Below are 19,332 nucleotides of genomic sequence, written 5' to 3' on the forward strand. Positions count from 1 at the left end.
TCAACCTATAATAAAGAACAATATGGAAGTAAGATTTGAAAGCATGGTATGCTTGTGGGACGATAAAATCCCCACGATGTTCCTTGAATTTATGAACCTCCTCACTCTTTGTCAGAGTGAGGGGCAGTTAAGGGCGGGCGTCAAGGACTTCGCCAAGAAGCACGAACTTGACAAGTTCTTTCATTACGGCTTCGGCTCACACCATTTCTACCTGCACCAACGCTACACAAGCGACCCCGAAATGGTGATGCAGAACAGAGTGCTGTCAGTGCATTTCTAACCATCAAAAGCAACGATTATGGCAACACGAATGACCATCAACGGAGTAAGCACCTGCACAGAGGCAGGTACGGAGAAATACGAGAAGTTCCAAACGGGTATCGGCAGGCGCAAGCGGACACTTGTGCAGTACGACTACCGCCACACGGACGGAGAACTGTTCTCTTGTGTCAAACCCACGTTGGACGAGTGCCGAACCGCACGGGACAAGTGGCTGACGGCAAAAAGAGGAAAGGAGGACAAGCGATGAACGAATCAAGCTACCAAACGCTGATAGTCAAGTTCAGCAAGCCCATCACGGAATTGGACGGCATCTTTGACGATGCCGAAGCGTGGGGAGTTGAAACCCTTAAAGGATGGTTAGAGGACTACGAGAGCAGTCGGTTTACCGCCATTGACAGCCATACGGCAGTCATAACGAGCGAGTACAATATGGAGTGTGTGAAAACATGGTTGGAAAGGAACACCCCCATAGCCGAGAAAACAGAATTTTGAACATTCGGGCGGTGCGGACACCGCCCGAACATAGCAACCAAAGAAGAATGAATATGATAGCAAAGACGATTTTGGAACAGATAGGCGGCAGACGCTTTGCCGCCATGACGGGGAGCAAGGACTTCATAGACATGGGCAACGGCTTACGCATGAGCCTTGCGAGGAACAAGACGAGTGCCAACCGCCTTGACATCATCTATGACGGAGGGGCAGACCTCTACAATATGCGTTTCTACCGCAAGACGTTCAGCAAAAAGACCTTTGAGTGCAGGACGAAAGACATTGAAACGCACGAGGGGATATATTGCGATATGCTGGAGGAAATGTTCACGATGGTGACGGGGCTTTACACCCGTTTTTGAGAGGTGGGCGGCGAAAGCCGCCTACTTTCTTTCAGTGAGCATGATGGCGGACAAAGAAAGTAGCAAAGAAACCTTTGTTTCAATCTACGATAATCAGCAATTTCAAATAGATTTATTCATAGGAAATTTCTCATTATGAATAATATTCAGTAATTTTGCAAAAAAGGAAATATGCTATGAACGAAGAAAAAACTTTTTCAGATATACTATTTAAATCCACTCTGGCTGTAAAACTGATAAGTTTAGTTAAGCCTATTGTTAGTTCACATTTGGAACAATGTTTAGCTGATAAAAGTCTTAATTATGATGAGTTAGGTAATGAACATGAAAAAATGCTCAAAAAGGCAATCGCCATATATGCTAATCTTGGAACAGTTGTTTCAGATTTAGAAAAGGTTGTTGTTTTTTTGAAGCTTGATAAAGAAAAGGTTTCCCAAACATATCCTGATTTAAGTCTTGAAGAGTATTATAATTATCATCTTGAAAACTATGTTATTAGAATAAACTCACTTCCTGACATATTAGCACAATTGGGTAATACAATTTGTAATTGGGGCATACCGAAAAAGAAATGTTATGGAACTACTATCCCCGACAGCACAAAAGTTACTAATGAGGATATAAAAAATAAAATGCAACTTTTGTTGTCAAAGATTTCTTCAATAAGAACAATTAGGAATGAAAAAATCCACACGGGAGATGCAGAGATAGGTTATTTTGATAAATCACTATGTTGGGATACGCTTCCAACATTAGGTATTCCATTATCACCATTACTTGAAGAATATTCAAAAGGGAAAAAAGTTGAAGCTATAGACTTAATCTGTGATGAAGTAGTTGAAGTTATAAATATAGTTGCCGAGATATTAAACATATATGATTCTTATCTTTAAGAATTTAGACACATTTGCACATGATAAAGAATTAGAGAGAACATTTAAATGTTCTCTCTAATTCTTTAAGGTACATACAGCAGCGCAAACTCCGCCTTTCTCCGTTTGAGTAGCATGGCGTGCCGTTTTCCCTTGTAGTTGCAGAAAGCGATATACTCCCGATAAATGTTTCTGTCGCCCGCCTCCAACTTTCGGATCAGCTTGCTTTTGGGTATCTTCCCACTCCCCAACAGACGGTACGGACCGACATTATAGGCAAGCGTGGCAAGTAACAGTTATCCCAACTTCATTATTATCCCAACCAAAGAGGTATATATCCTGTAAAACAGATTATTATATACGATTATGGTTGGGATAATAATTTGATTGTCCAATCAAACTTTGTTGAGTTTTTGCTACTTCAGACCAAAGGCAGCTGCAAGAGATTTTTTGACTTTGGATGTTTTGTAATGCTTTTCAATGTTTTTTGTAGTGGCATCATCCATTATGGCAAGAGCCTTGATCATTTGTTCTTTGGATATGCCGACATACTTCATGGTCGTTTCGATACTTTCATGTCCGAGCAACCGTTGGATTTGTACGATGTTCACACCATCTTCCAGCCAGTGTGTCGCCCTTGCATGCCGCAAGCTATGACAATGGAATTTGTCCGATACCATTGGTGATTTGGATGCATATAGTTTAAGACGTTTTGAGACTGCCTCCTGACATAGCTTCGTATTTCTCCTGCCGTTGATTGGAAAGAACAGAAAGTCCGATGGAACAGGGGCTTTCCCATGGAACACGGATATATAATGACCGATGATTTTTGCCACGCTTTTTAGAAGATAGATGCAACGGCGTTTGCTTCCCTTTCCTGTCACCCTTATGCACGGACTCTTACTGCCAAGAGCGATATCGGCTATTTTTAGTGAAAGTACTTCATCTACACGTGTTGCAGTGCTGTACATGACATTGAACAGGGCAAAATCTCTCTTGCCTGTTATGGAGCCTGTGTCTATTGATGCAAACAAGGCTTTTATTGTTTCCCTTGATATGACCTCCGGCAGCTTTTTTACCGGACGTATCCTTTTTACCGATGTGATACTACATCCATACTTTATGAACGCGACATTTTTCCTAGATAAAAAAGCTATAAAGCTTCGCAAAGCCGCCAAACGCAGGTTGCAGGTTGACGGTGAACAGCCTTTTGCCTCTTTCATCCATGCAAGCCAATTTTCAATCGTGTCCACTCGGAAACAATCCCCGACAAGAGTCTCCCGCCTTATCCCCTTCACTGACTCCAGATAATCAAGGAAGAGTCCAAGTCCGTTCCTGTATGATCTGATTGCATTCCCGCTTAGGTTTCTCACTTCTGTCAGATAGTACCCTTGCCATTCATTGATGGCTTCCCCCACCATTATGTGTTCTTTAAGTTCCTTAGTCATTTTCGAAGTATTTGTTTAACCCCGGCAGCAGTTCATCGTAAGCGGATCCGGTAACAGACTCCAGTTCTTCCGAGAACAGCGGCACGAGTTTGTAATAGTATATTGTATTCTGTAAATATCTGTGTCCCATAGATCTGCTGAGGCACACCAGCTTCCTGTCCCAATCAGAATTTGAACCGTCACCGCACCATTTGTTGATGTTTGTCACCGCATAGTTGCTCCTCAGGTCATAAGCACGGGCATAATCATTACTGACCCGCTTCCACAGCTTTTTGAAGTTGGAGCTTACCCATGCGTCGGAATACGGTCTGTCGTATTCATTTGGAAAGAACGTCTTTCTTCCGGGCATGATGGCGTCCATTTTCTTGTCGTATATTTCCAGGGCCTGTCTCATGGATTCATGTAATGCCACACGATGCTCATTATAGCCTTTCGTTTGGCAGATATTGATAACACCCGCTATCAGATCAACATTGCAACGTTCAAGAAGGCGGGCCTCGGTGGTTCGCATGCCGGAACTGTATAGAAGCCGGAAGAATACCGGAAGTTCAAGCCGGACCAGCGACGCTCGGATGTCATTACATGTGGCTGATGGGGTGAACGAGTCTGCCTCCGCAAAGAACGCGGCCAATTCTTCCTGAGTGAACGGATGTGGCGTATACGTACAACGGTTGGCTCTAGGGGTGGTCAGAGGCAGTCGCAGTGCCGTGAACCCTCTGCCATTGGCAAACCTGACAAACTCACGGACGGCTCCGATCCTGTTGTTGCGGCTTTTTGCGGACTCTTTTTCTCCGCGCTTGCAGAAATCATCAATAATGCAGGCTGTCAGCTTTTTAGCATTCGGATATTTTGATGCGCAGAACTCATTGAACCTTCGGAGCCTCTCCATTGTACGGCTATTGAGCCTGCCCGATGCCTCTATATGGGATTGGTAGGTCTCAAGCATCTTGGATATGATACTCGGACGGAACGGAAGCCCACAGACTTTGGGGCGTATAGGCTTATGTATATAGCCGGGATCCGGAGGGTATGACGGCAACGAAAACCGCACCCCTGTTTCCGTGGCGATATGTCGGACCAGTCTTCTGATGATTATGCATCTGGCTCTGTGGGTATAGTATTTTTCACTATCGCGTCTGTGACTCCATTCGGCTATCAACATGTCGTTCATTACACCACCGTGTGATTCACAATAGCGTAGAAAGGACTTTAGATATATTCCGGTTGCATAATCCAGTCTCCCTTCCTTTGTCAGAAGATTTGTATATTCTTCAACAATACATCCGATATTCTTCATTTCATTCATCCGTATAGGTTTTAGGCAATGGATACTTCTCTATGCTGAGTCCCAGTTCCCGAAGATGCGTGATGTCTGAGTCAACGTACGCTTCGACTGCCTGAGGGCAGGTATGCCCCAAAATGCCACTTATTATGACTGATTCTGTGCCTGCTCCGAGAAGCCGTGTGGCAAGATTATGCCGGAACACACCGATTCCGCGATGGCTTTCGCCGGGACGCAGCCCAAGTTTGTCAAAGACTCCGGATATTATAGTCCCGATGCTTTTGTATGAAAGTCGTTTTCCGGGTTGTACTTTACTTGGGAAGACGTATTCAGAACGGTCTTCCGCATTTCTTTCGTTCAGGATATATATCAACAGCGCATTGCCGACATTGGCTGACAACGGCAGCACAAGGGGGTACCCGGTCTTTACCTGTATTAACCTGATTTCTTCGTTCTCCCAGTCAATGTCTCCGGATTTGAGGTTTGCAATATCACAGCCACGCATACCGGTATACAAAGCCAAAGCCACTATGGCTTTCTCTCTCAGGGTCATTCGATTGTCCAACGGATTGGACAGACAGTCCTTGATTGCTTCCACTTCAAAGTCCCGTAGATTGTTATAGTTCCTTTTCTTGGGTTTCATCTTCGGCAACAACGAGATGATTCGTGGAATGTCAGGTGACAGGTCTCGGATCTTGTCCAATGCCAATCTGAGGTGGGACTGGGTGTGTTTTGAACCTTTTCGCTTTCCGGTCATGAAAAAATCCAAGACCAATTTGTCTGTTACCTCATTCAACATTACCGCCCCAGCAAGCTGCATCTTCAATAAGAACAATGCCAGCGTAGTGTATTTGGCGGATTTGGAAAGATTTTCCTCGGCCATGTTGGCCCTGTTCCGGAATTCATCCATTAAAAGCTTGTAACCTGGATTGAGTTTCTTGTAATTGGATGAAAAAAGTAATTTTGCACAAGGACGCCCATTCGGCAGATGGCCGTACTCATCAAAGGCTCTTACTGTATTGAGATACATTTTCTTAAGATCCAAAGTGAACTTTGTGTATCTCCGGCTATTCACAATGCGTTCCCAGTAGTCTTCATAGGATGAGATTGGGGATTTTTCATCGAACAAAGCAGCAAGGATTATCTTCACCTCCTTTATATATACTTTGTTGTAGTTGCAACTCTCCAAATGAGCAAGCAACTTTTGGTGGGTAAATTTTAATTGTTCTATGTCCATATATGTATTTGGCTTTAGTGCCAACACAAATATAGATATCAAATTATTATCCCAACCATAATCGTATATAATAATCTGTTTTACAGGATATATACCTCTTTGGTTGGGATAATAATGAAGTTGGGATAACTGCTCCTTGCCACGCTCGCCTACAATGTCGGTCCATACCGGCTTTTGGGAAGCGGGAAGATACCCAAAAGCACACTGATCCGAAAATTGGAGGCGGGCGACAGGAACATTTACCGCGAATATATCGCTTTCTGCAACTACAAGGGGAAACGGCACGCCATGCTGCTCAAACGGAGAAAGGCGGAGTTTGCGCTGCTGTATATCCCGTGATACGACTAAAATTCCTTGCGGTAAACAATATCGCAAGGAATTTTAGCGTCTAATACAAATTAACACATTACCTTTGCGAGTAAAATTTGTAAAATGAAAGAAGCGAAAGAAATATACTTTTTGCCTGTTGAACAGCTATCTGATGATGCTATTCAATGTATTGAAAAAGTTTTTGAACTGTTAGATGCGATAAAAGACGATTGCAATATCAATAACTTTTCTCGTCGATTTACATTCATAAGGGAAGGAAAAGCTATTAGCGATGTTGCGGAAATAAAAAAAGATAGCAATGGATTAAATCATATCTATATCAACGAAAACTTTTGTCAGTATTTATGGTCTGTATGTATTTATCTTAATGCCTATTTTGAGAATGTCATACATATTCCAATAATGGATGCTGTCGGCATAAACAAATATGGTTATAAACCCAATATGGTTGATGTAGAGTATGCTAATGATTGCTTTTTTAGAGGACGGCAATTATTGCATAACTTCAATAGGGATGCTTATTGGGTAACACCCAACATCTGTAATCCCCAGCAATTTGAAAATATTATAAGTCACACAAATGGTGTATATTGTGCTGCGATAGCATTTATATATGCCCACGAATTTTCACATAATTATTTAGGTCATACACAAATACAACAGACATTTTCCCATACTATAGATGATGAAATTGCCGCAGATGATACGGCAATTAGTTTTATTCAAACTGAATATGATTCTGCATGGGGAAATACATATAAGGCAGGGGTCGCAACTGTATTAGCAGCCATTTTATTGATGGGCGAAGATTCTATTTCTGGTGGTGGAACTCATCCGGATATGGATGTCCGAATAGAAAATTTGGTTACTAAACTGGAATTACATGAAATGGATCCACTTTGGGGCTACTTAGGTGTTGCATTAAGATTATGGTTGCTGGTATTTGGTGGTTTATCCATCGAAGAGGATATACAACAGCCCGGTTTTGGCTCATATAAGGAGATTTATTTATTTTATATGGAAAAGTTGAAAACCGTTAGACAACAACGTTATCCCAAAATTGTAAAACCTGATTGGGATATATAGCTAAATTAAAAAATCCGATGAAGCTGCAACTTCATCGGATTTTCCGCTTTTCATACATTCGGGATTTTGCCTTTGCCGATTACCTCACCGTCCCTGCAATGCTCTATGATGCCGGGCGAAAATCCCATCTCCCCGATTGCGATGTGCCGGATATACTCCGCATATTCCTGACCTTGAAAATTCCTCCCCGTGAGGTTTTTGAAAATCATCCTTATGCTTGTCCCGTCATCGCTGTGCAGGATGATTTTTCCGTTCTGTCTGATTTCTTCCATGATTGAAACTTGTTTTTGTGAATACTATCGTAGATTGGGGCAGCGGTTTCTTTGCTACTTTCTTTGTCCGCCATCATGCTCACCGAAAGAAAGTAGGGCGGCTTTCGCCGCCGCCACTCAAAAACGGGTGTAGAGTCCCGTTACCATCGTGAACATTTCTTCCAGCATATCGCAGTATATGCCATCGTGCGTTGCAATGTCCTTTGTCTTGCACTCGAATGTCTTTTTACTGAACGTCTTGCGGTAGAAACGCATATTGTAGAGGTCTAATCCTGCATCGTAGATGATGTCAAGGCGGTTCGCGCTTGTCTTGTTCCTCGCAAGGCTCATGCGCAAGCCGTTTCCCATGTCTATGAAGTCCTTGCTTCCCGTCATGGCGGCAAAGCGTCTGCCGCCTATCTGCTGTAAAATCGTCTTTGCTATCATGCTTTTCTTGGTTTTAGGTTGGCGGTGCGGACACCGCCAACTTGTTCAACATTCTGTTATCTCGGCAATGGGTGTGTTTCGTTTCAACCATTCCATCAGGCACTCCATATTGTACTCGCTTGTGATGACTGCCGTATGGCTGTCAATGGCGGTAAACCTGCTACTTTCATAGTCATCTATCCACTTTTTTAGGGTATCAACTCCCCACGCTTCGGCATCGTCAAAGATGCCGTCCAATACTTTGATAGGCTCGCTGAACTTCACTATCAGCGTTTGGTAGGCTGCGTTCATCGTCTGTCCTCCTTTCCTCCCTTTGCCGTGAGCCACTTGTCCCGTGCGGCTCGGCACTCGTCCAACGTGGGTTTGACACAAGAGAACAACTCTCCGTTTGTGGGATGGCGGTAGTCGTACTGCACAAGTGTCCGCTTGCGTCTGCCGATACCTAATTGGAAACGCTCGTATTTCTCCGTACCTGCTTCGGTGCAGGTGCTTATTCCGTTGATGGTCATTCGTGTTGCCATAATCGTTGATTTTAGAGTGGTTAAAAATGTACTGACAAAACTCTGTTGCGCATCACCATTTCGGGGTCACTCGTATAGCGTTGGTGCAGGTAGAAATGGTGGGAGCCGAAGCCGTAAAGGAAAAACCTGTCAAGTTCGTGCTTCTCGGCAAAGTCCTTGACGCTTGCCCTTAACTGCTCCTCACTCGTTGCCAGAGTGAGGAGGTTTACAAATTCAAGGAACATTGTGGGGATTTTATCGTCCCACAGACAAATCATGCTTTCAATTCTTACTTCCATACTATTGGGTATTATAGGTTTATACTATGCCGCTTCCATCCGTTGGCGGATAAGGTTCACGTTGCTGTTCACAAGGTTTACAATGCGGTCGTGGTATTCGGTGTTCTCGTTGCATAAGCCACGGCACTGCACCACCTCCAAAGTTTTCAGTGATACCTCTATCGTTTCTATGCGTCTGCCGTCAATGGTCGCTGAAAGGATAAGGGAATTTTCCCGATTGTGGTAGCCACCCACGCAATGGTGCATCATACGTCCTTCCTCTATCATTTCCTCCACGCTCTCTATGACCTTGATACGGATAAGGTTGTCGGAGAACACAAGTCCGAAGAAGATACCTTTGGCTTTTAGATAGTTCCTCTCGTCCTCAATCGCCTTTTGCCGTTGCTGTTCCGTCCGCTCACGTTCCCTTTGTCGGTTACGCTTCGCCACCAACTTGTCGTGTTCGGCTTTGAGGTCGGCAGGGCAAACGTACTTCGGGCTGTTCGTGTCCTTGCCGAAATGACGCAGGAGGTCTATCGTGTCACGCCACATAGAGCCGTTGGCAATGGTGTAGCCATTTCGGATACATATCTTCAAGGATGCCCAATACTCTACGATATTGAAAGAGTGGTATATATAGTAACGCAACATGGGATATTGCCCTGCCTTCAACAGCGTTTCGGCTCGGCAGTCGGAAAGTATGGCTTTGAAAAGGTCGTAAGGCAGGATGTTGTGATAATCACCCTTGAAGCCGTTGCGTTTCACTTCGGGTATGAAACGCTGTCGGGGGTAGGTGCATACCGGATTTATGTCGTATGCCCGAAATTCTCCATTCTTGCGTACCTCCATGTCGCTGTATTCATTCCATAGGTCGTAATAGAACAAGGACATGCCACGCAATCGGGCAACGGTCGTTGTCTTGCCGTCGGGGGCAATCCACCTCTGCACCACTTCAAAGATGGAATATTCGGCTGGCTGCCCTGCCTTGTATCGTGACTTGACGGAAAAGAAGCGTATCACTTGGTATTGCTTGCAGGTGGTGACGATGGAGAAATACTCCATATCGCTGAAAACACTCTTTCGGGTGCGTAATGTTTCCAACTCCATGCCGCAACGGGGGCAGGTGCATCCGCAAATGGTATCTGCAAGGTCGTGGTCGCTTTTCCACGAATGTCCGCACTCGGTGCAGATGTTCGTGCCGTCTGCCCTTTTGATGGCGTAATGCTTGAAGCAATGGCGGAAAGCGTATGCCCTTTGTTCTTCGGTCAATCTCGGTAGTCGCTTGCTCAAACGTGCGACTTCCTGCTGTATGCGTGTTCTCGGTTTCATAATCAGAAGTCAAATAGTGATGGTTCAACTTTGGTTTCTTTCTTCGCTGTTGGCTTGTTGCGGTTCTGCAACTTGCGGAGTTCCTCGTCTTGGTATTGTCGGATAGCGTTCTGCCGTGCTTCCGCCTTTTCCTCCGCTGTGAGTTCCACCACATGGTTCACGGCTACCTTGCATTGGATAGGTTCGCCCACCTCTACCTCGTTCTCGTCATAGTAGTGGACGGCTTGTCCGTATATCTCTCCGTCCGTGAAGCCGTTGCAACCGCTTTTCTGCACATAGTTCAGAATGTAGGTCACGCAATCGTCTATGTTCTTGGCTGGGTTGCGGTAGTTCTTCGCAAAGAGCGCATCTTCGGCTGCACGCTGCTCCAAGTACATCTGTATCGTTCTTTTGAAATGTTCTGTTCCTTTCATATCGCTGTCGTTTTATCAGTTATACATTTTTCCGTTTCCCAAAAACTCGTAGTCGTTGGCTGCGCAACTCTCCTCGAAACTCTCCTCGCTGCACTGAAATTCCATATCGTCACGGCACGACTTGAAGAAGCTGTTAAGGCACTTGTCCATAAGGTCGTACAGAGTGGTTCGGGTATCGGGGGCTTTCAGAAAGTCGTAGATGGGTCGCAGGATGTCCTCGTCTGCGCAATAGCCTGTCAGTACGCAACAATTATCCGTGAATACACGGCTTTTGCGCCTTTTCTTGTAATTGCCTTTTAGGTAGTAGGTTCTCGGCTTGAATAGGGTATGCCAATAGTTATTGACGATGTATTTCAGAAGCCGTATGCCGCAGAGTTCCTCTTCCTCTCCGCTGTAACGTGAGGTGAAGCGGTAGGAATAACGGCACGTGTCGTAACTCCAATCGTTAACTTTGACCTTGAACACACTTTCAAATGCTTCCAGCGTGTTGCGGTTGTCACTGTCCCATCCGTATTCAAAGGTGTGCAGCCATTCGCTGTATGCGGTTTCTCTCGCTGCTACGGAGAGTTCGGCTAATTGGAAAAGGTCGTATGTCCTTGTTATCGTTCTCATATCGCTGTCGTTTTAGATGGTCTGTTTCAGTATCTCTCTCCAATAGGTCGGCTCCACCTCGCTCAAAAGGAAGTCTGTAAAGTCCCTCCGTGCGTCCTTGTTCAGTTCTCGGTAGAGTTCACGGAACACGGATATGTTGCCGTTGGTGTACGTTTCCACCATGTACACGAAGATGTTGTCCACCTCGTAGTATCTGCACTGCTGCGCTGCCGTTTTGCTGCTTCTCTTTGCCATGTCGGTAGGGGTTAAAGGGTGAATAACCAAAGGATGAAGCCGAAGAAGGCGATTGTGGAAAGGGTAGCCACGATTACGCCTATCGCCACTCGGAACATTCCGTTTACAATCTCTGCTATGATGCCCCAAAGGATGCCGAACACCCCGAAGGCGGTGCGTATTATCAAGCTGCATATCGCCAACCCGATGTATTGCGCAGTTTGTCTGAAATTTGCCGTTTCCGTCATATCTTCGCTGTTTTTGATTTTTTTAATGTGGATTCAAGAGCTGAGGGAGTTGAGTTTCAAACTATCTTATCTGCCTCTCGTTTATCCGACATTTTTTTAATGCGTCTTTCTGTCGCATCGGTCGTTTTCGTTTCGGGTGCTTAAAAAGGTAGGGATTAGGGAATGCAAGGTTTTTCGGGAAAAATACTACCCGCAGGGTTGGAGATTTTTTCCGAAAACAGGAGGCTTGACCTTGCATTCCCGTCCAATCCCGGAATTACCTTTGCGCCCAGAACGGAAATGACTGCCTGATGCGGCTCACTGAAAGACGCGAAAATGGAGGTAAACGGAAGTGGAGGCAGATTGGACAGGAAAACTTCAAAAGAGAAATCCGTAAAAAAGGGATAATGCCAAAAAGAAAAGGGACACTGCCGGAAGCGTGAAACCGGGCAAACCACCGGCAAGGAAGTATGATTTTATATGTCTGGCCGAGCGTGTCCGGTCTGACGGATAAAATCATTCTTCCCGGTTTGCCTGCCGTGTATGACGGCTTGTTCCATTCATGGATCGGGCGGTCAGACACGGCTTTCCGCTTACGGCTCAAAGGAACAGCGGAAAAAGAAAAATCGTCAGAAACCCGTAAAAGCACCTCTTTGGCATAAGCACAAAAGAAATAGGCCTTGCATCATCAGTCTAAACTGTTGTTTAGGCGTGAGGCAAAGCCCTTTTCTTCGCTTATGCGGCAGTCGGCATACGTTCGTTCAAAATCCTTTTGTACGATGGTGTGCCGACGGATAAAATTGCTTTTACGGAAAAACTTGTATGAGAAGAAAAAAATTAGGGAGATTCATTTCAAAATCTCCCGTTTTATTGTTACTTTTGCATACGAAGAGTTCTTTGAAGGTTACGCAACGCGCAGAAGGATGACGCAGTAGATAACTAACTAAATCGTAACCTATTACTATCATGAGCAATTAACCTACGCTCAGTTCCAATAAATTACACTCTTTTCGTAACTTCTTCATACAAGTATTCCATAAAATACGCCAAACGTTCCGTTTGGCGTCAAATCCTATTTGTACATTTGCATACTTTTACTTAATTTTGCAATATAAACATACTTGTACAAAATGTACAAATATATGTTTCATTATTGAAATCATAACGGGGAATGATATAATAAACACAATATGCAGAAGCGATGAAAGATACACATTGGGCAAGCCTCATAAAACCCGATAATCCTTTCATCGCTTTTTTTATTTTGGAATAACACAAATCAAACAAATCACTAAACTTCAAGAATTAATGGCAAATTATAAAGCCAAAAGTAAAAAACATCCGCAAAAGCATCCCTATTTGAATAAAATAACATACCTTTGCACTATAATCTGAGTTTTACATGATAACGCAAAAAGAATGACACGATTAAATCTGATTACGCCATTGATATTATTACTGTTGGCAATGGCAGGCTGTAATAAAAACGAACAACATAAAACCATCGGAGAGAAAGAATTTTACTTCGACGAACAATTAGCCTCAATCTCAACTGACGGCGACTCTGGATGTTGGATTGGCAGTGGCACTGGAGATATATGGTATATCGGTGACCACGTTCAAAGATCATACAATATAGGCACTGACAGAATATACAAGGTTGCTGCAGACAGAAGAGAGCCGGGACTAGTGAAATACTGGCTCGGAATACGAAATTCGGGACTGCAAAAAAGAATAGTTGCAGACGGACATCCCACATTGCTCAACAAATACAGAATTCCGGTAAAAGGCTACAGCTACTCCGTTTATGATATCCTCGTTACAGACGACATGATATATGCCGCCACAAGCCAAGGACTCTACGGTCTGAAAATGGGAAACGACACACTGACACCACTATATCCGGGAGAAGACAGTGAGACCGTGCGTACGGGACGCCCGTTTATGACACACAACATCTGCCGCTGTGGCAATAGTTGTGTTGTTGTGGCATCACAATACGGCATGATACGCATAGACCTGGCAACAAGACAGGTAACCGTGAAACACGAGGGAGAAAGAATATACAATGTCTCTGTAGCCGACAACAAGATATATGCAATCTCAGACAACAAACTGTATATTGACGCCCCTGACGGAACAACACTTGAAGTAGTGCCGCTCAAATTCTCGGCCCATGTACACCACAAAGTCGGCAAGACACACTATTTCATTGATGGCGGCCACGTAGTTCTGAGCGAAAACCTGCACGACTTCGTTCCTGTCACACTGCGCCGTAAAGTTCCACAGTATTGCAACAACGTCATAAGCACAGAAGGACGCAAGGGCTTCACACTGATGCTCACCGACAATGCTTTGTGGCGCATACCACATCACACAGGCATTTTCAATGTGACGGGCGAAATTCTTGCTGCCTGCACCGACGGTACAAACCTGTATTACGTAAACTCCGCCAACGAAATATACCGGCAGGACTGCAACGACTCCGTTGCCACAAAAATCTACAATCTGCCCGGAGGTGAAACCGTAGGCAAACTGATGACCGCCGGCGGAAACCTGTTCTACATCAGCAACCAGCGCAAGGTAGTACGTCTGGACATACACAACACATTCCTTCAAAACGAGATTATGACCACATCCAAAGTCATATACGATGCCCCGACAAAAATCACGGCCTCATATGCCAAAGAGACGGAAAACGGCTATACGATATATGTGGGCATACACGACGAACTGGTATGCATTGACAATGACAACCGTATAAATACTGTCAGATGTATGAGCGGCAAGTACATTACGGCATTCTATTCGGCACCCGGTTCAAACACTATCTATATCTCTACACTCAACAAAGGTGTGTTCTGCGGATGCGATAACAACTTCAAGCTAATCAGCAACACCCAGGACAACCACTTCATACGCGATATCGCCGTCACCAGCGAGCATATACCGCTCATGATGATGCTGACCAACCATCATCTAATACTCAACGAGTTCAACGACACCACCGAAACAAAAGGCTTCAACAGACTTCTGTATGTAAACGACACTTTGTTCTATACCATGCCCGAACACGGCATACAGCAGTACTTGATAAACAACGGCCAGGCGGTATTGACGAAAGAAGACTTCACCGACATACGGTTCAATCCGAATGCCTCCTTCGTGCTTGACGGGAAAGTATATTTAGGCTCTGACATCGGAGTGTTAAAGATAGACCCGTTCAATGCCAACGCCACTAAATGGATCATTTTCAACTCCAATGTGTCAGATATTCGCATGGCACTCATCACCGGCAGTTTTGTCCTGATACTGATTATTACAACATTAGTGGCATACAGACGCAAAAAGGCGGCCCACCGCAAGATGATACGCATGCAGATAGACGACCTGCACAAACGCCTGGAAGGTCTGAGTGCAATCACCGGACTTGACAACGGCAACGACAAGGTAAACATCGATACCCTGAAGAAAGAACTGGAGCAACTCTGCGTGAACCACAAGAACATAAACGAACAGATTACGATGATGTCGGAAAAGATAATGCAGACCAACCGCAACATCGGCATAAAGCTATCCAAACTTCTCAACAAGCAGATAGAACAGATTGCACAATTCGACGCATATGAAATGCCGACACTGATAGAAGAATCGCACGAAGCTGAGGCTACAGACAATACCGAATACATTATGCAACAGGTAGTTAAAAACGAGAAATGGCTCACTATGTTCACCACGGAGACAGAACGATTGGAAGAATACCGCAGAAATGTTGAAGGAACAATAATGATAGAAGGTGTGACAGACATCATGGTCAGCCAACTGGCCGAACTCACAGAAAGCATACGCCACAAGAAACTGTCCGAACTGCGTGAAGACATCAGACAGCTTGACCGTCAATACAGATATCTGTTCAGCCGTGACGCCCTGAAAAAGGCCGAACAATACATCACAACCCGCAGAGAAAAGATTGCACCAATGGCCGAGACAGACGAAGTGGCCGCCGCCCTCGTAACACACATAGACCGACAGATAGCCGGAATGGGCTCAAAAGACCGGATCGAGATGTTACGCGAACTGTACCTTACAGACTGCCGCATCAATCAAATGCTGATACGAAAGGAGATTGCGGATAACATACGGGAATACACCGAACTGCGCGAATCGGTAATAAGTGAGAACGAAAAACGCGTTGTAAAGAAGTTCGACACAAAACTCGAACTCGAAATCGCCGACCACACATCGTTCATCACCGAGAACATCGAGCGTCTCATTGCCAGCTTCTACCGCTATATGGAAAAGACCGACAAGGAGATAATGAACACGGTCCTTAAGTTTCCCAACCTTTCGGCGCAATCACCCAAGGTTCTCGTACTGCTCATTGCCGATGCAAAAGTAAAACGTGTTTGCCTGCCCGGAATACTCGGCATGTTCGGCAACATGAACCCTGTGATAAGCCGGCTGATAAACAACAGGCTGAAACCGGGACAGGACCTGCTGAAAGAATATGCCGAGAAACATCCCACAAGTATGGTATGCTACATTCTTAAACTGACAGAGTGACATACAAATAAGACATAAACACAGATACCGGGATAAGGACTACGCGGATTTCCAAGTACACAGATTTTCACATCAGTTGAATAATCATCGTGGAGTTGGAAATCCGCGCAGTACGTAAATATCCATACCGTTCCATAACAATCGTTGGATTTCATCCCCCGTTTTCCCGCAATGGCAAAGTTGAAACAAGTTTCACTCTGCTCATTTGACTTGACGAAAACGTTCAGACTATCAGCTACAGACAAGAGGCGGTTTTGTTGTCTTTATGCGTCAAAATGTTCATATTCATGCGCGTTTTCCCGCCATGGCAGAATTTAAACAAGTTTCATTCTGCCCATCTGACTTAACGAAACCGTATCAATCAGCCTTTAAAACCGTGACATAACAAATCTGCATACAATTTAAGCTCGATTAACCATCCTCACAACCATCTGATTATCATCAGTTTGCACGTTGTTGCAAATAGTATTGGATTGAAAACAATTTCTTGCAACTTTTTTTTCGGAATGCACATATTAAATTTGCAACGTCAAAAGCGACATACGCCGCAAACGGATTTCCGCTAACGGCAAATATGCTTAGACCGACAATATTGATGTTTATAAACTAAAAAATTACAGCTTATGAGACGATTGACATTACTCACACTTGTGTTGGCCGCAGTTCTGGGCATACTGGCCCATAAAGAAGCACCGTTGATTATCAGTCCTGCCGACCGTACTCTGATGGACAACGTTCTATTTGACTTCGTGAAACGGAACGGAGACAACTGTTCAGAAAAGCAAAATAAGTTTAAGGACGAATCCGGCAAAACCGGCATCAAGCCTTCCCTTGACATGCAGTACTTTCGCATCGGCATAAACCGCAGATGTTCACTGCCATGCTATAACCCCAACGGAACATGTTCTTCGATATGCTGCCTTATAGGCCGATGTCTCGAATACAACTGCAAATGCGGTTGCAACCCTGAAATCAACAACGAAATAATGAATACGGACAACACCAGGATTTCATTCAGCCACTACGTAAAGAATTATATGAGCTGGTTCATGCGCAGCTCATGCAAGAAGATTGCTGTGCATTCCGACTTTTCCAACAATGCGCTCCAGCTGTTCGACATCAGTTCCGAAGTGACGATATAAAAAAGCCAACGCCCAGCCCTCGGCGCCAATATATCCTGAACGTATTTCACAGTAAGAGCTCATGTGATGTTCATCCGGCAAAACTTTGCAACCTGATTGCATTACGGTTTAGCTAACTTTGCACCGTACAAAACAAAAGAACAGACAATCATATGGAACATCATCACTCCCACCACAACCATACAGCGCCGTCGCTCAACGGCGTATTTATATTCTCCATAGCACTCAACCTGATATTCGTAGGCATTGAGACAGTGGTAGGGCTTATGGAAAACTCTATGTCACTGCTTTCCGACGCTGGGCACAACCTCAGCGATGTCTTCTCACTCGTACTTGTGCTCACAGCGTTCTGGCTGGCACGTGTACATCCCACCAAGCGATACACATACGGGCTGAAAAAGAGTACGGTGCTTATATCCCTGCTCAACGCCATCATACTGCTCGTAGCCGTAGGGGTCATAATGATAGAAAGCCTGCACAAGTTCTACGAACCGGCCGATGTCAACGGCATGGCTGTGTCATGGACAGCCTTTGCCGGCATCATCATCAACGGCCTCACAGTACTGTTGCTCATGCGGGGCCGGAAAAACGACATAAACGTACGCGGAGCCTTCCTGCACATGCTGACCGACACACTGGTGAGCGCAGGGGTGGTAGTGTCGGGAATTGTGATTACTTTCACAGGATGGAATATTGTCGACCCTATAGTGTCGCTCGCTATCGCCATGGTAATACTTGTATCCACATGGCGGCTGCTCGCCGAAAGCCTCAAGCTGTCGCTCGACGGAACACCGGAAAACATAGATGCCGACAAAATAACAGAACAAATGGCCGGCTGCACCCACGTGACAAACGTACACCATGTGCATGTATGGGCCATAAGCACAACAAAAAACGCGCTGACGGCCCATGTCATGATAGACGATATCAGCGCGATGGAAAACGTGAAAAGGGAAATCAAGCAGAAACTTGCCGAGGCCGGCATAAACCACTCTACACTCGAAATCGAGACCGAAAGATGCCAGTGTGCCGACCGTGCTATCCGTTATGGCGACGACGGGCACCGACATGCCCATGAGGAATAAACTTCACGAGCAACGGACGGGCCACGACAAATGTCACCGAGACAAAGATAAGCAATGCACCGAGAATGATGCGGCCGGTCAGCCGCTCGTCAAAAACCATCACACCGATGGTCAACGCCGTGACAGGTTCAAGCGCACCGATGATGGCACTATATGTAGGACCGATGCTCTTTATCGACACGTTGATGAAAAGTATCGGTATTATCGTCGGTACAAGTGCCACACCCACTACATTGCCCCACCCTGCAATGGTGGACGGCACGGCCTGCAAACGTGTACCGAAACCCGTAAACACAAAAAACATCAACGCACCTGCCACAAGCACCCACAGAGTCATCCGCGCCGACGGCACACGGCTCAGCACAGAGTGGTCCACACCAACTATATATACCGAATAGCACAGCGATGACAGCACAACAAGCAGCAGCCCTGTAGTGCTAAGGCTTACATCGCCATCCCCCTGATACAGCAGTGCAATACCTGCCGTGGCCGTGGCTATACAGCCATATGTGAGCAACGACGCCCGTTCATGGAAGAATACCGTCATTATCACAGCCACAAGTATCGGATATACAAAAAGTATGGAGCAGGCCACACCCGCATCCATATACAGAAAACTCTGATACAACGTCTGCGACGACATGGCAAATATTATTCCGGCAAGCAGCAATGGCGCTATCTCACGGCGGCAGATACCGAGTCTTACACCTCGCAGGCGCAACACAGCAGCCAAAATCGCGGCAGCGATGGCAAACCTGTAGAACAACACAGATTCAACATCCATACCTTCGTCATACAAAGCGAGCGAAAACAGCGGATTCGTTCCGTACGCCACAGCAGCCGTCACGCCACATACAGCACCCTTGGTTCTTGTATTCATA

23 protein-coding genes and 2 pseudogenes are annotated in these 19,332 nt (G+C 45.3%); 10 read left to right on the top strand and 15 right to left on the bottom strand.

From position 1 onward, the window contains the following. Positions 1-22: 22 nt before the first annotated feature. From HPS55_RS06770 to HPS55_RS06790, 5 genes are all read left to right on the top strand, one after another. Entirely contained in the window at positions 23-280 is a 258-nt protein-coding gene (locus HPS55_RS06770) for a hypothetical protein (protein ID WP_172324856.1), read from the top strand. Between the two features lie 18 nt (positions 281-298). Beyond that, a complete protein-coding gene (locus HPS55_RS06775) occupies positions 299-529 on the top strand; it encodes a DUF3873 domain-containing protein (RefSeq protein ID WP_172324858.1) in 231 nt (76 codons plus the stop codon). Beyond that, positions 469-774, top strand: a complete 306-nt coding sequence (locus HPS55_RS06780; protein ID WP_172324860.1) for a DUF6956 domain-containing protein — start codon at positions 469-471, stop codon at positions 772-774. The genes HPS55_RS06775 and HPS55_RS06780 overlap by 61 nt, the downstream gene beginning before the upstream one ends. A gap of 53 nt (positions 775-827) precedes the next feature. Further along, complete coding sequence (locus HPS55_RS06785) at positions 828-1,136, top strand: hypothetical protein (RefSeq protein ID WP_148373006.1); 309 nt, start codon at positions 828-830, stop codon at positions 1,134-1,136. 176 nt (positions 1,137-1,312) lie between these two features. After that, positions 1,313-2,029, top strand: coding sequence for a Cthe_2314 family HEPN domain-containing protein (locus tag HPS55_RS06790; protein WP_119958559.1), 717 nt, complete (start codon positions 1,313-1,315; stop codon positions 2,027-2,029). Positions 2,030-2,094: 65 nt separating this feature from the next. On the opposite strand, the pseudogene HPS55_RS06795 reads toward HPS55_RS06790, so the two are convergent. From HPS55_RS06795 to HPS55_RS06810, 4 genes and pseudogenes are all read right to left on the bottom strand, one after another. Next, positions 2,095-2,304, bottom strand: a pseudogene (locus tag HPS55_RS06795) (glycoside hydrolase family protein); the annotation flags it as partial. 120 nt (positions 2,305-2,424) lie between these two features. Beyond that, positions 2,425-3,456, bottom strand: coding sequence for a tyrosine-type recombinase/integrase (locus HPS55_RS06800; RefSeq protein WP_068959954.1), 1,032 nt, complete (start codon positions 3,454-3,456; stop codon positions 2,425-2,427). After that, positions 3,449-4,627, bottom strand: coding sequence for a tyrosine-type recombinase/integrase (locus HPS55_RS06805; protein WP_253947655.1), 1,179 nt, complete (start codon positions 4,625-4,627; stop codon positions 3,449-3,451). Before HPS55_RS06805 ends, HPS55_RS06800 begins: the two co-directional genes overlap by 8 nt. A 127-nt stretch (positions 4,628-4,754) precedes the next feature. Beyond that, complete coding sequence (locus HPS55_RS06810; RefSeq protein WP_123611162.1) at positions 4,755-5,975, bottom strand: tyrosine-type recombinase/integrase; 1,221 nt, start codon at positions 5,973-5,975, stop codon at positions 4,755-4,757. A gap of 129 nt (positions 5,976-6,104) precedes the next feature. Here HPS55_RS06810 and HPS55_RS06815 point away from each other — a divergent pair. Next, a pseudogene (locus HPS55_RS06815) lies at positions 6,105-6,314 on the top strand (glycoside hydrolase family protein); the annotation flags it as partial. Between the two features lie 93 nt (positions 6,315-6,407). Continuing rightward, entirely contained in the window at positions 6,408-7,391 is a 984-nt protein-coding gene (locus tag HPS55_RS06820) for a phage exclusion protein Lit family protein (RefSeq protein ID WP_172178758.1), read from the top strand. Between the two features lie 50 nt (positions 7,392-7,441). On the opposite strand, the gene HPS55_RS06825 is transcribed toward HPS55_RS06820, so the two are convergent. The 10 genes from HPS55_RS06825 to HPS55_RS06870 all read right to left on the bottom strand — a co-directional run bounded on the left by HPS55_RS06825 (position 7,442) and on the right by HPS55_RS06870 (position 11,682). Beyond that, positions 7,442-7,663: a DUF7688 family protein gene (locus tag HPS55_RS06825; protein ID WP_009276858.1), complete on the bottom strand. Its 222-nt coding sequence runs from the start codon at positions 7,661-7,663 to the stop codon at positions 7,442-7,444. A 117-nt stretch (positions 7,664-7,780) separates the two neighbouring features. Continuing rightward, positions 7,781-8,089: a hypothetical protein gene (locus HPS55_RS06830; RefSeq protein ID WP_100766168.1), complete on the bottom strand. Its 309-nt coding sequence runs from the start codon at positions 8,087-8,089 to the stop codon at positions 7,781-7,783. Between the two features lie 45 nt (positions 8,090-8,134). Further along, the gene (locus HPS55_RS06835) at positions 8,135-8,380 is read right to left on the bottom strand and encodes a DUF6956 domain-containing protein (protein ID WP_018667426.1); all 246 of its coding nucleotides are present in this window, start codon (positions 8,378-8,380) and stop codon (positions 8,135-8,137) included. Then, on the bottom strand, positions 8,377-8,610 hold the full coding sequence (locus HPS55_RS06840) for a DUF3873 domain-containing protein (protein WP_025069036.1): 234 nt from the start codon (positions 8,608-8,610) through the stop codon (positions 8,377-8,379). Before HPS55_RS06840 ends, HPS55_RS06835 begins: the two co-directional genes overlap by 4 nt. Before the next feature lie 20 nt (positions 8,611-8,630). Further along, positions 8,631-8,888: a hypothetical protein gene (locus HPS55_RS06845; protein WP_057098472.1), complete on the bottom strand. Its 258-nt coding sequence runs from the start codon at positions 8,886-8,888 to the stop codon at positions 8,631-8,633. A gap of 24 nt (positions 8,889-8,912) precedes the next feature. After that, a complete protein-coding gene (locus HPS55_RS06850) occupies positions 8,913-10,196 on the bottom strand; it encodes a PcfJ domain-containing protein (protein ID WP_172324862.1) in 1,284 nt (427 codons plus the stop codon). Between the two features lie 2 nt (positions 10,197-10,198). Continuing rightward, a complete protein-coding gene (locus HPS55_RS06855; RefSeq protein ID WP_024988513.1) occupies positions 10,199-10,609 on the bottom strand; it encodes a PcfK-like family protein in 411 nt (136 codons plus the stop codon). Positions 10,610-10,624: 15 nt separating this feature from the next. Further along, a complete protein-coding gene (locus tag HPS55_RS06860; protein WP_136015029.1) occupies positions 10,625-11,221 on the bottom strand; it encodes a hypothetical protein in 597 nt (198 codons plus the stop codon). A gap of 12 nt (positions 11,222-11,233) precedes the next feature. Further along, positions 11,234-11,455 carry a hypothetical protein gene (locus HPS55_RS06865; RefSeq protein WP_008782570.1) on the bottom strand — a complete coding sequence of 74 codons (222 nt, stop codon included), beginning with the start codon at positions 11,453-11,455 and terminating at the stop codon, positions 11,234-11,236. 11 nt (positions 11,456-11,466) lie between these two features. After that, positions 11,467-11,682, bottom strand: coding sequence for a hypothetical protein (locus tag HPS55_RS06870; protein ID WP_121737514.1), 216 nt, complete (start codon positions 11,680-11,682; stop codon positions 11,467-11,469). Positions 11,683-13,080: 1,398 nt separating this feature from the next. Here HPS55_RS06870 and HPS55_RS06875 point away from each other — a divergent pair. From HPS55_RS06875 to HPS55_RS06885, 3 genes are all read left to right on the top strand, one after another. Beyond that, positions 13,081-16,224: a ligand-binding sensor domain-containing protein gene (locus HPS55_RS06875; protein ID WP_172176253.1), complete on the top strand. Its 3,144-nt coding sequence runs from the start codon at positions 13,081-13,083 to the stop codon at positions 16,222-16,224. Between the two features lie 623 nt (positions 16,225-16,847). After that, positions 16,848-17,366: a hypothetical protein gene (locus tag HPS55_RS06880; protein ID WP_172176255.1), complete on the top strand. Its 519-nt coding sequence runs from the start codon at positions 16,848-16,850 to the stop codon at positions 17,364-17,366. Positions 17,367-17,518: 152 nt separating this feature from the next. Beyond that, on the top strand, positions 17,519-18,451 hold the full coding sequence (locus HPS55_RS06885; protein ID WP_172176257.1) for a cation diffusion facilitator family transporter: 933 nt from the start codon (positions 17,519-17,521) through the stop codon (positions 18,449-18,451). Here the strand turns inward: HPS55_RS06885 and HPS55_RS06890 are convergent. Next, positions 18,405-19,331 (bottom strand): DMT family transporter, encoded by a 927-nt coding sequence (locus HPS55_RS06890; protein ID WP_172176259.1) that lies wholly within the window; start codon positions 19,329-19,331, stop codon positions 18,405-18,407. The two genes, HPS55_RS06885 and HPS55_RS06890, sit on opposite strands and share 47 nt — an antisense overlap. Position 19,332 lies beyond the last annotated feature (1 nt).

Source organism: Xylanibacter rodentium (assembly GCF_013166575.1).
In the GTDB taxonomy this organism is placed as follows: Bacteria; Bacteroidota; Bacteroidia; order Bacteroidales; family Bacteroidaceae; genus Prevotella; species Prevotella rodentium.

Bases quoted from the DNA above. Each gene is read 5' to 3' on its own strand.
- HPS55_RS06770 (WP_172324856.1), top strand. From the start codon at position 23: ATGGAAGTAAGATTTGAAAGCATGGTATGCTTGTGGGACGATAAAATC.
- HPS55_RS06775 (WP_172324858.1), top strand. From the start codon at position 299: ATGGCAACACGAATGACCATCAACGGAGTAAGCACCTGCACAGAGGCA.
- HPS55_RS06785 (WP_148373006.1), top strand. From the start codon at position 828: ATGATAGCAAAGACGATTTTGGAACAGATAGGCGGCAGACGCTTTGCC.
- HPS55_RS06790 (WP_119958559.1), top strand. From the start codon at position 1,313: ATGAACGAAGAAAAAACTTTTTCAGATATACTATTTAAATCCACTCTG.
- HPS55_RS06800 (WP_068959954.1), bottom strand. From the start codon at position 3,456: ATGACTAAGGAACTTAAAGAACACATAATGGTGGGGGAAGCCATCAAT.
- HPS55_RS06805 (WP_253947655.1), bottom strand. From the start codon at position 4,627: ATGAACGACATGTTGATAGCCGAATGGAGTCACAGACGCGATAGTGAA.
- HPS55_RS06810 (WP_123611162.1), bottom strand. From the start codon at position 5,975: ATGGACATAGAACAATTAAAATTTACCCACCAAAAGTTGCTTGCTCAT.
- HPS55_RS06820 (WP_172178758.1), top strand. From the start codon at position 6,408: ATGAAAGAAGCGAAAGAAATATACTTTTTGCCTGTTGAACAGCTATCT.
- HPS55_RS06825 (WP_009276858.1), bottom strand. From the start codon at position 7,663: ATGGAAGAAATCAGACAGAACGGAAAAATCATCCTGCACAGCGATGAC.
- HPS55_RS06830 (WP_100766168.1), bottom strand. From the start codon at position 8,089: ATGATAGCAAAGACGATTTTACAGCAGATAGGCGGCAGACGCTTTGCC.
- HPS55_RS06835 (WP_018667426.1), bottom strand. From the start codon at position 8,380: ATGAACGCAGCCTACCAAACGCTGATAGTGAAGTTCAGCGAGCCTATC.
- HPS55_RS06840 (WP_025069036.1), bottom strand. From the start codon at position 8,610: ATGGCAACACGAATGACCATCAACGGAATAAGCACCTGCACCGAAGCA.
- HPS55_RS06845 (WP_057098472.1), bottom strand. From the start codon at position 8,888: ATGGAAGTAAGAATTGAAAGCATGATTTGTCTGTGGGACGATAAAATC.
- HPS55_RS06850 (WP_172324862.1), bottom strand. From the start codon at position 10,196: ATGAAACCGAGAACACGCATACAGCAGGAAGTCGCACGTTTGAGCAAG.
- HPS55_RS06855 (WP_024988513.1), bottom strand. From the start codon at position 10,609: ATGAAAGGAACAGAACATTTCAAAAGAACGATACAGATGTACTTGGAG.
- HPS55_RS06860 (WP_136015029.1), bottom strand. From the start codon at position 11,221: ATGAGAACGATAACAAGGACATACGACCTTTTCCAATTAGCCGAACTC.
- HPS55_RS06865 (WP_008782570.1), bottom strand. From the start codon at position 11,455: ATGGCAAAGAGAAGCAGCAAAACGGCAGCGCAGCAGTGCAGATACTAC.
- HPS55_RS06870 (WP_121737514.1), bottom strand. From the start codon at position 11,682: ATGACGGAAACGGCAAATTTCAGACAAACTGCGCAATACATCGGGTTG.
- HPS55_RS06875 (WP_172176253.1), top strand. From the start codon at position 13,081: ATGACACGATTAAATCTGATTACGCCATTGATATTATTACTGTTGGCA.
- HPS55_RS06880 (WP_172176255.1), top strand. From the start codon at position 16,848: ATGAGACGATTGACATTACTCACACTTGTGTTGGCCGCAGTTCTGGGC.
- HPS55_RS06885 (WP_172176257.1), top strand. From the start codon at position 17,519: ATGGAACATCATCACTCCCACCACAACCATACAGCGCCGTCGCTCAAC.
- HPS55_RS06890 (WP_172176259.1), bottom strand. From the start codon at position 19,331: ATGAATACAAGAACCAAGGGTGCTGTATGTGGCGTGACGGCTGCTGTG.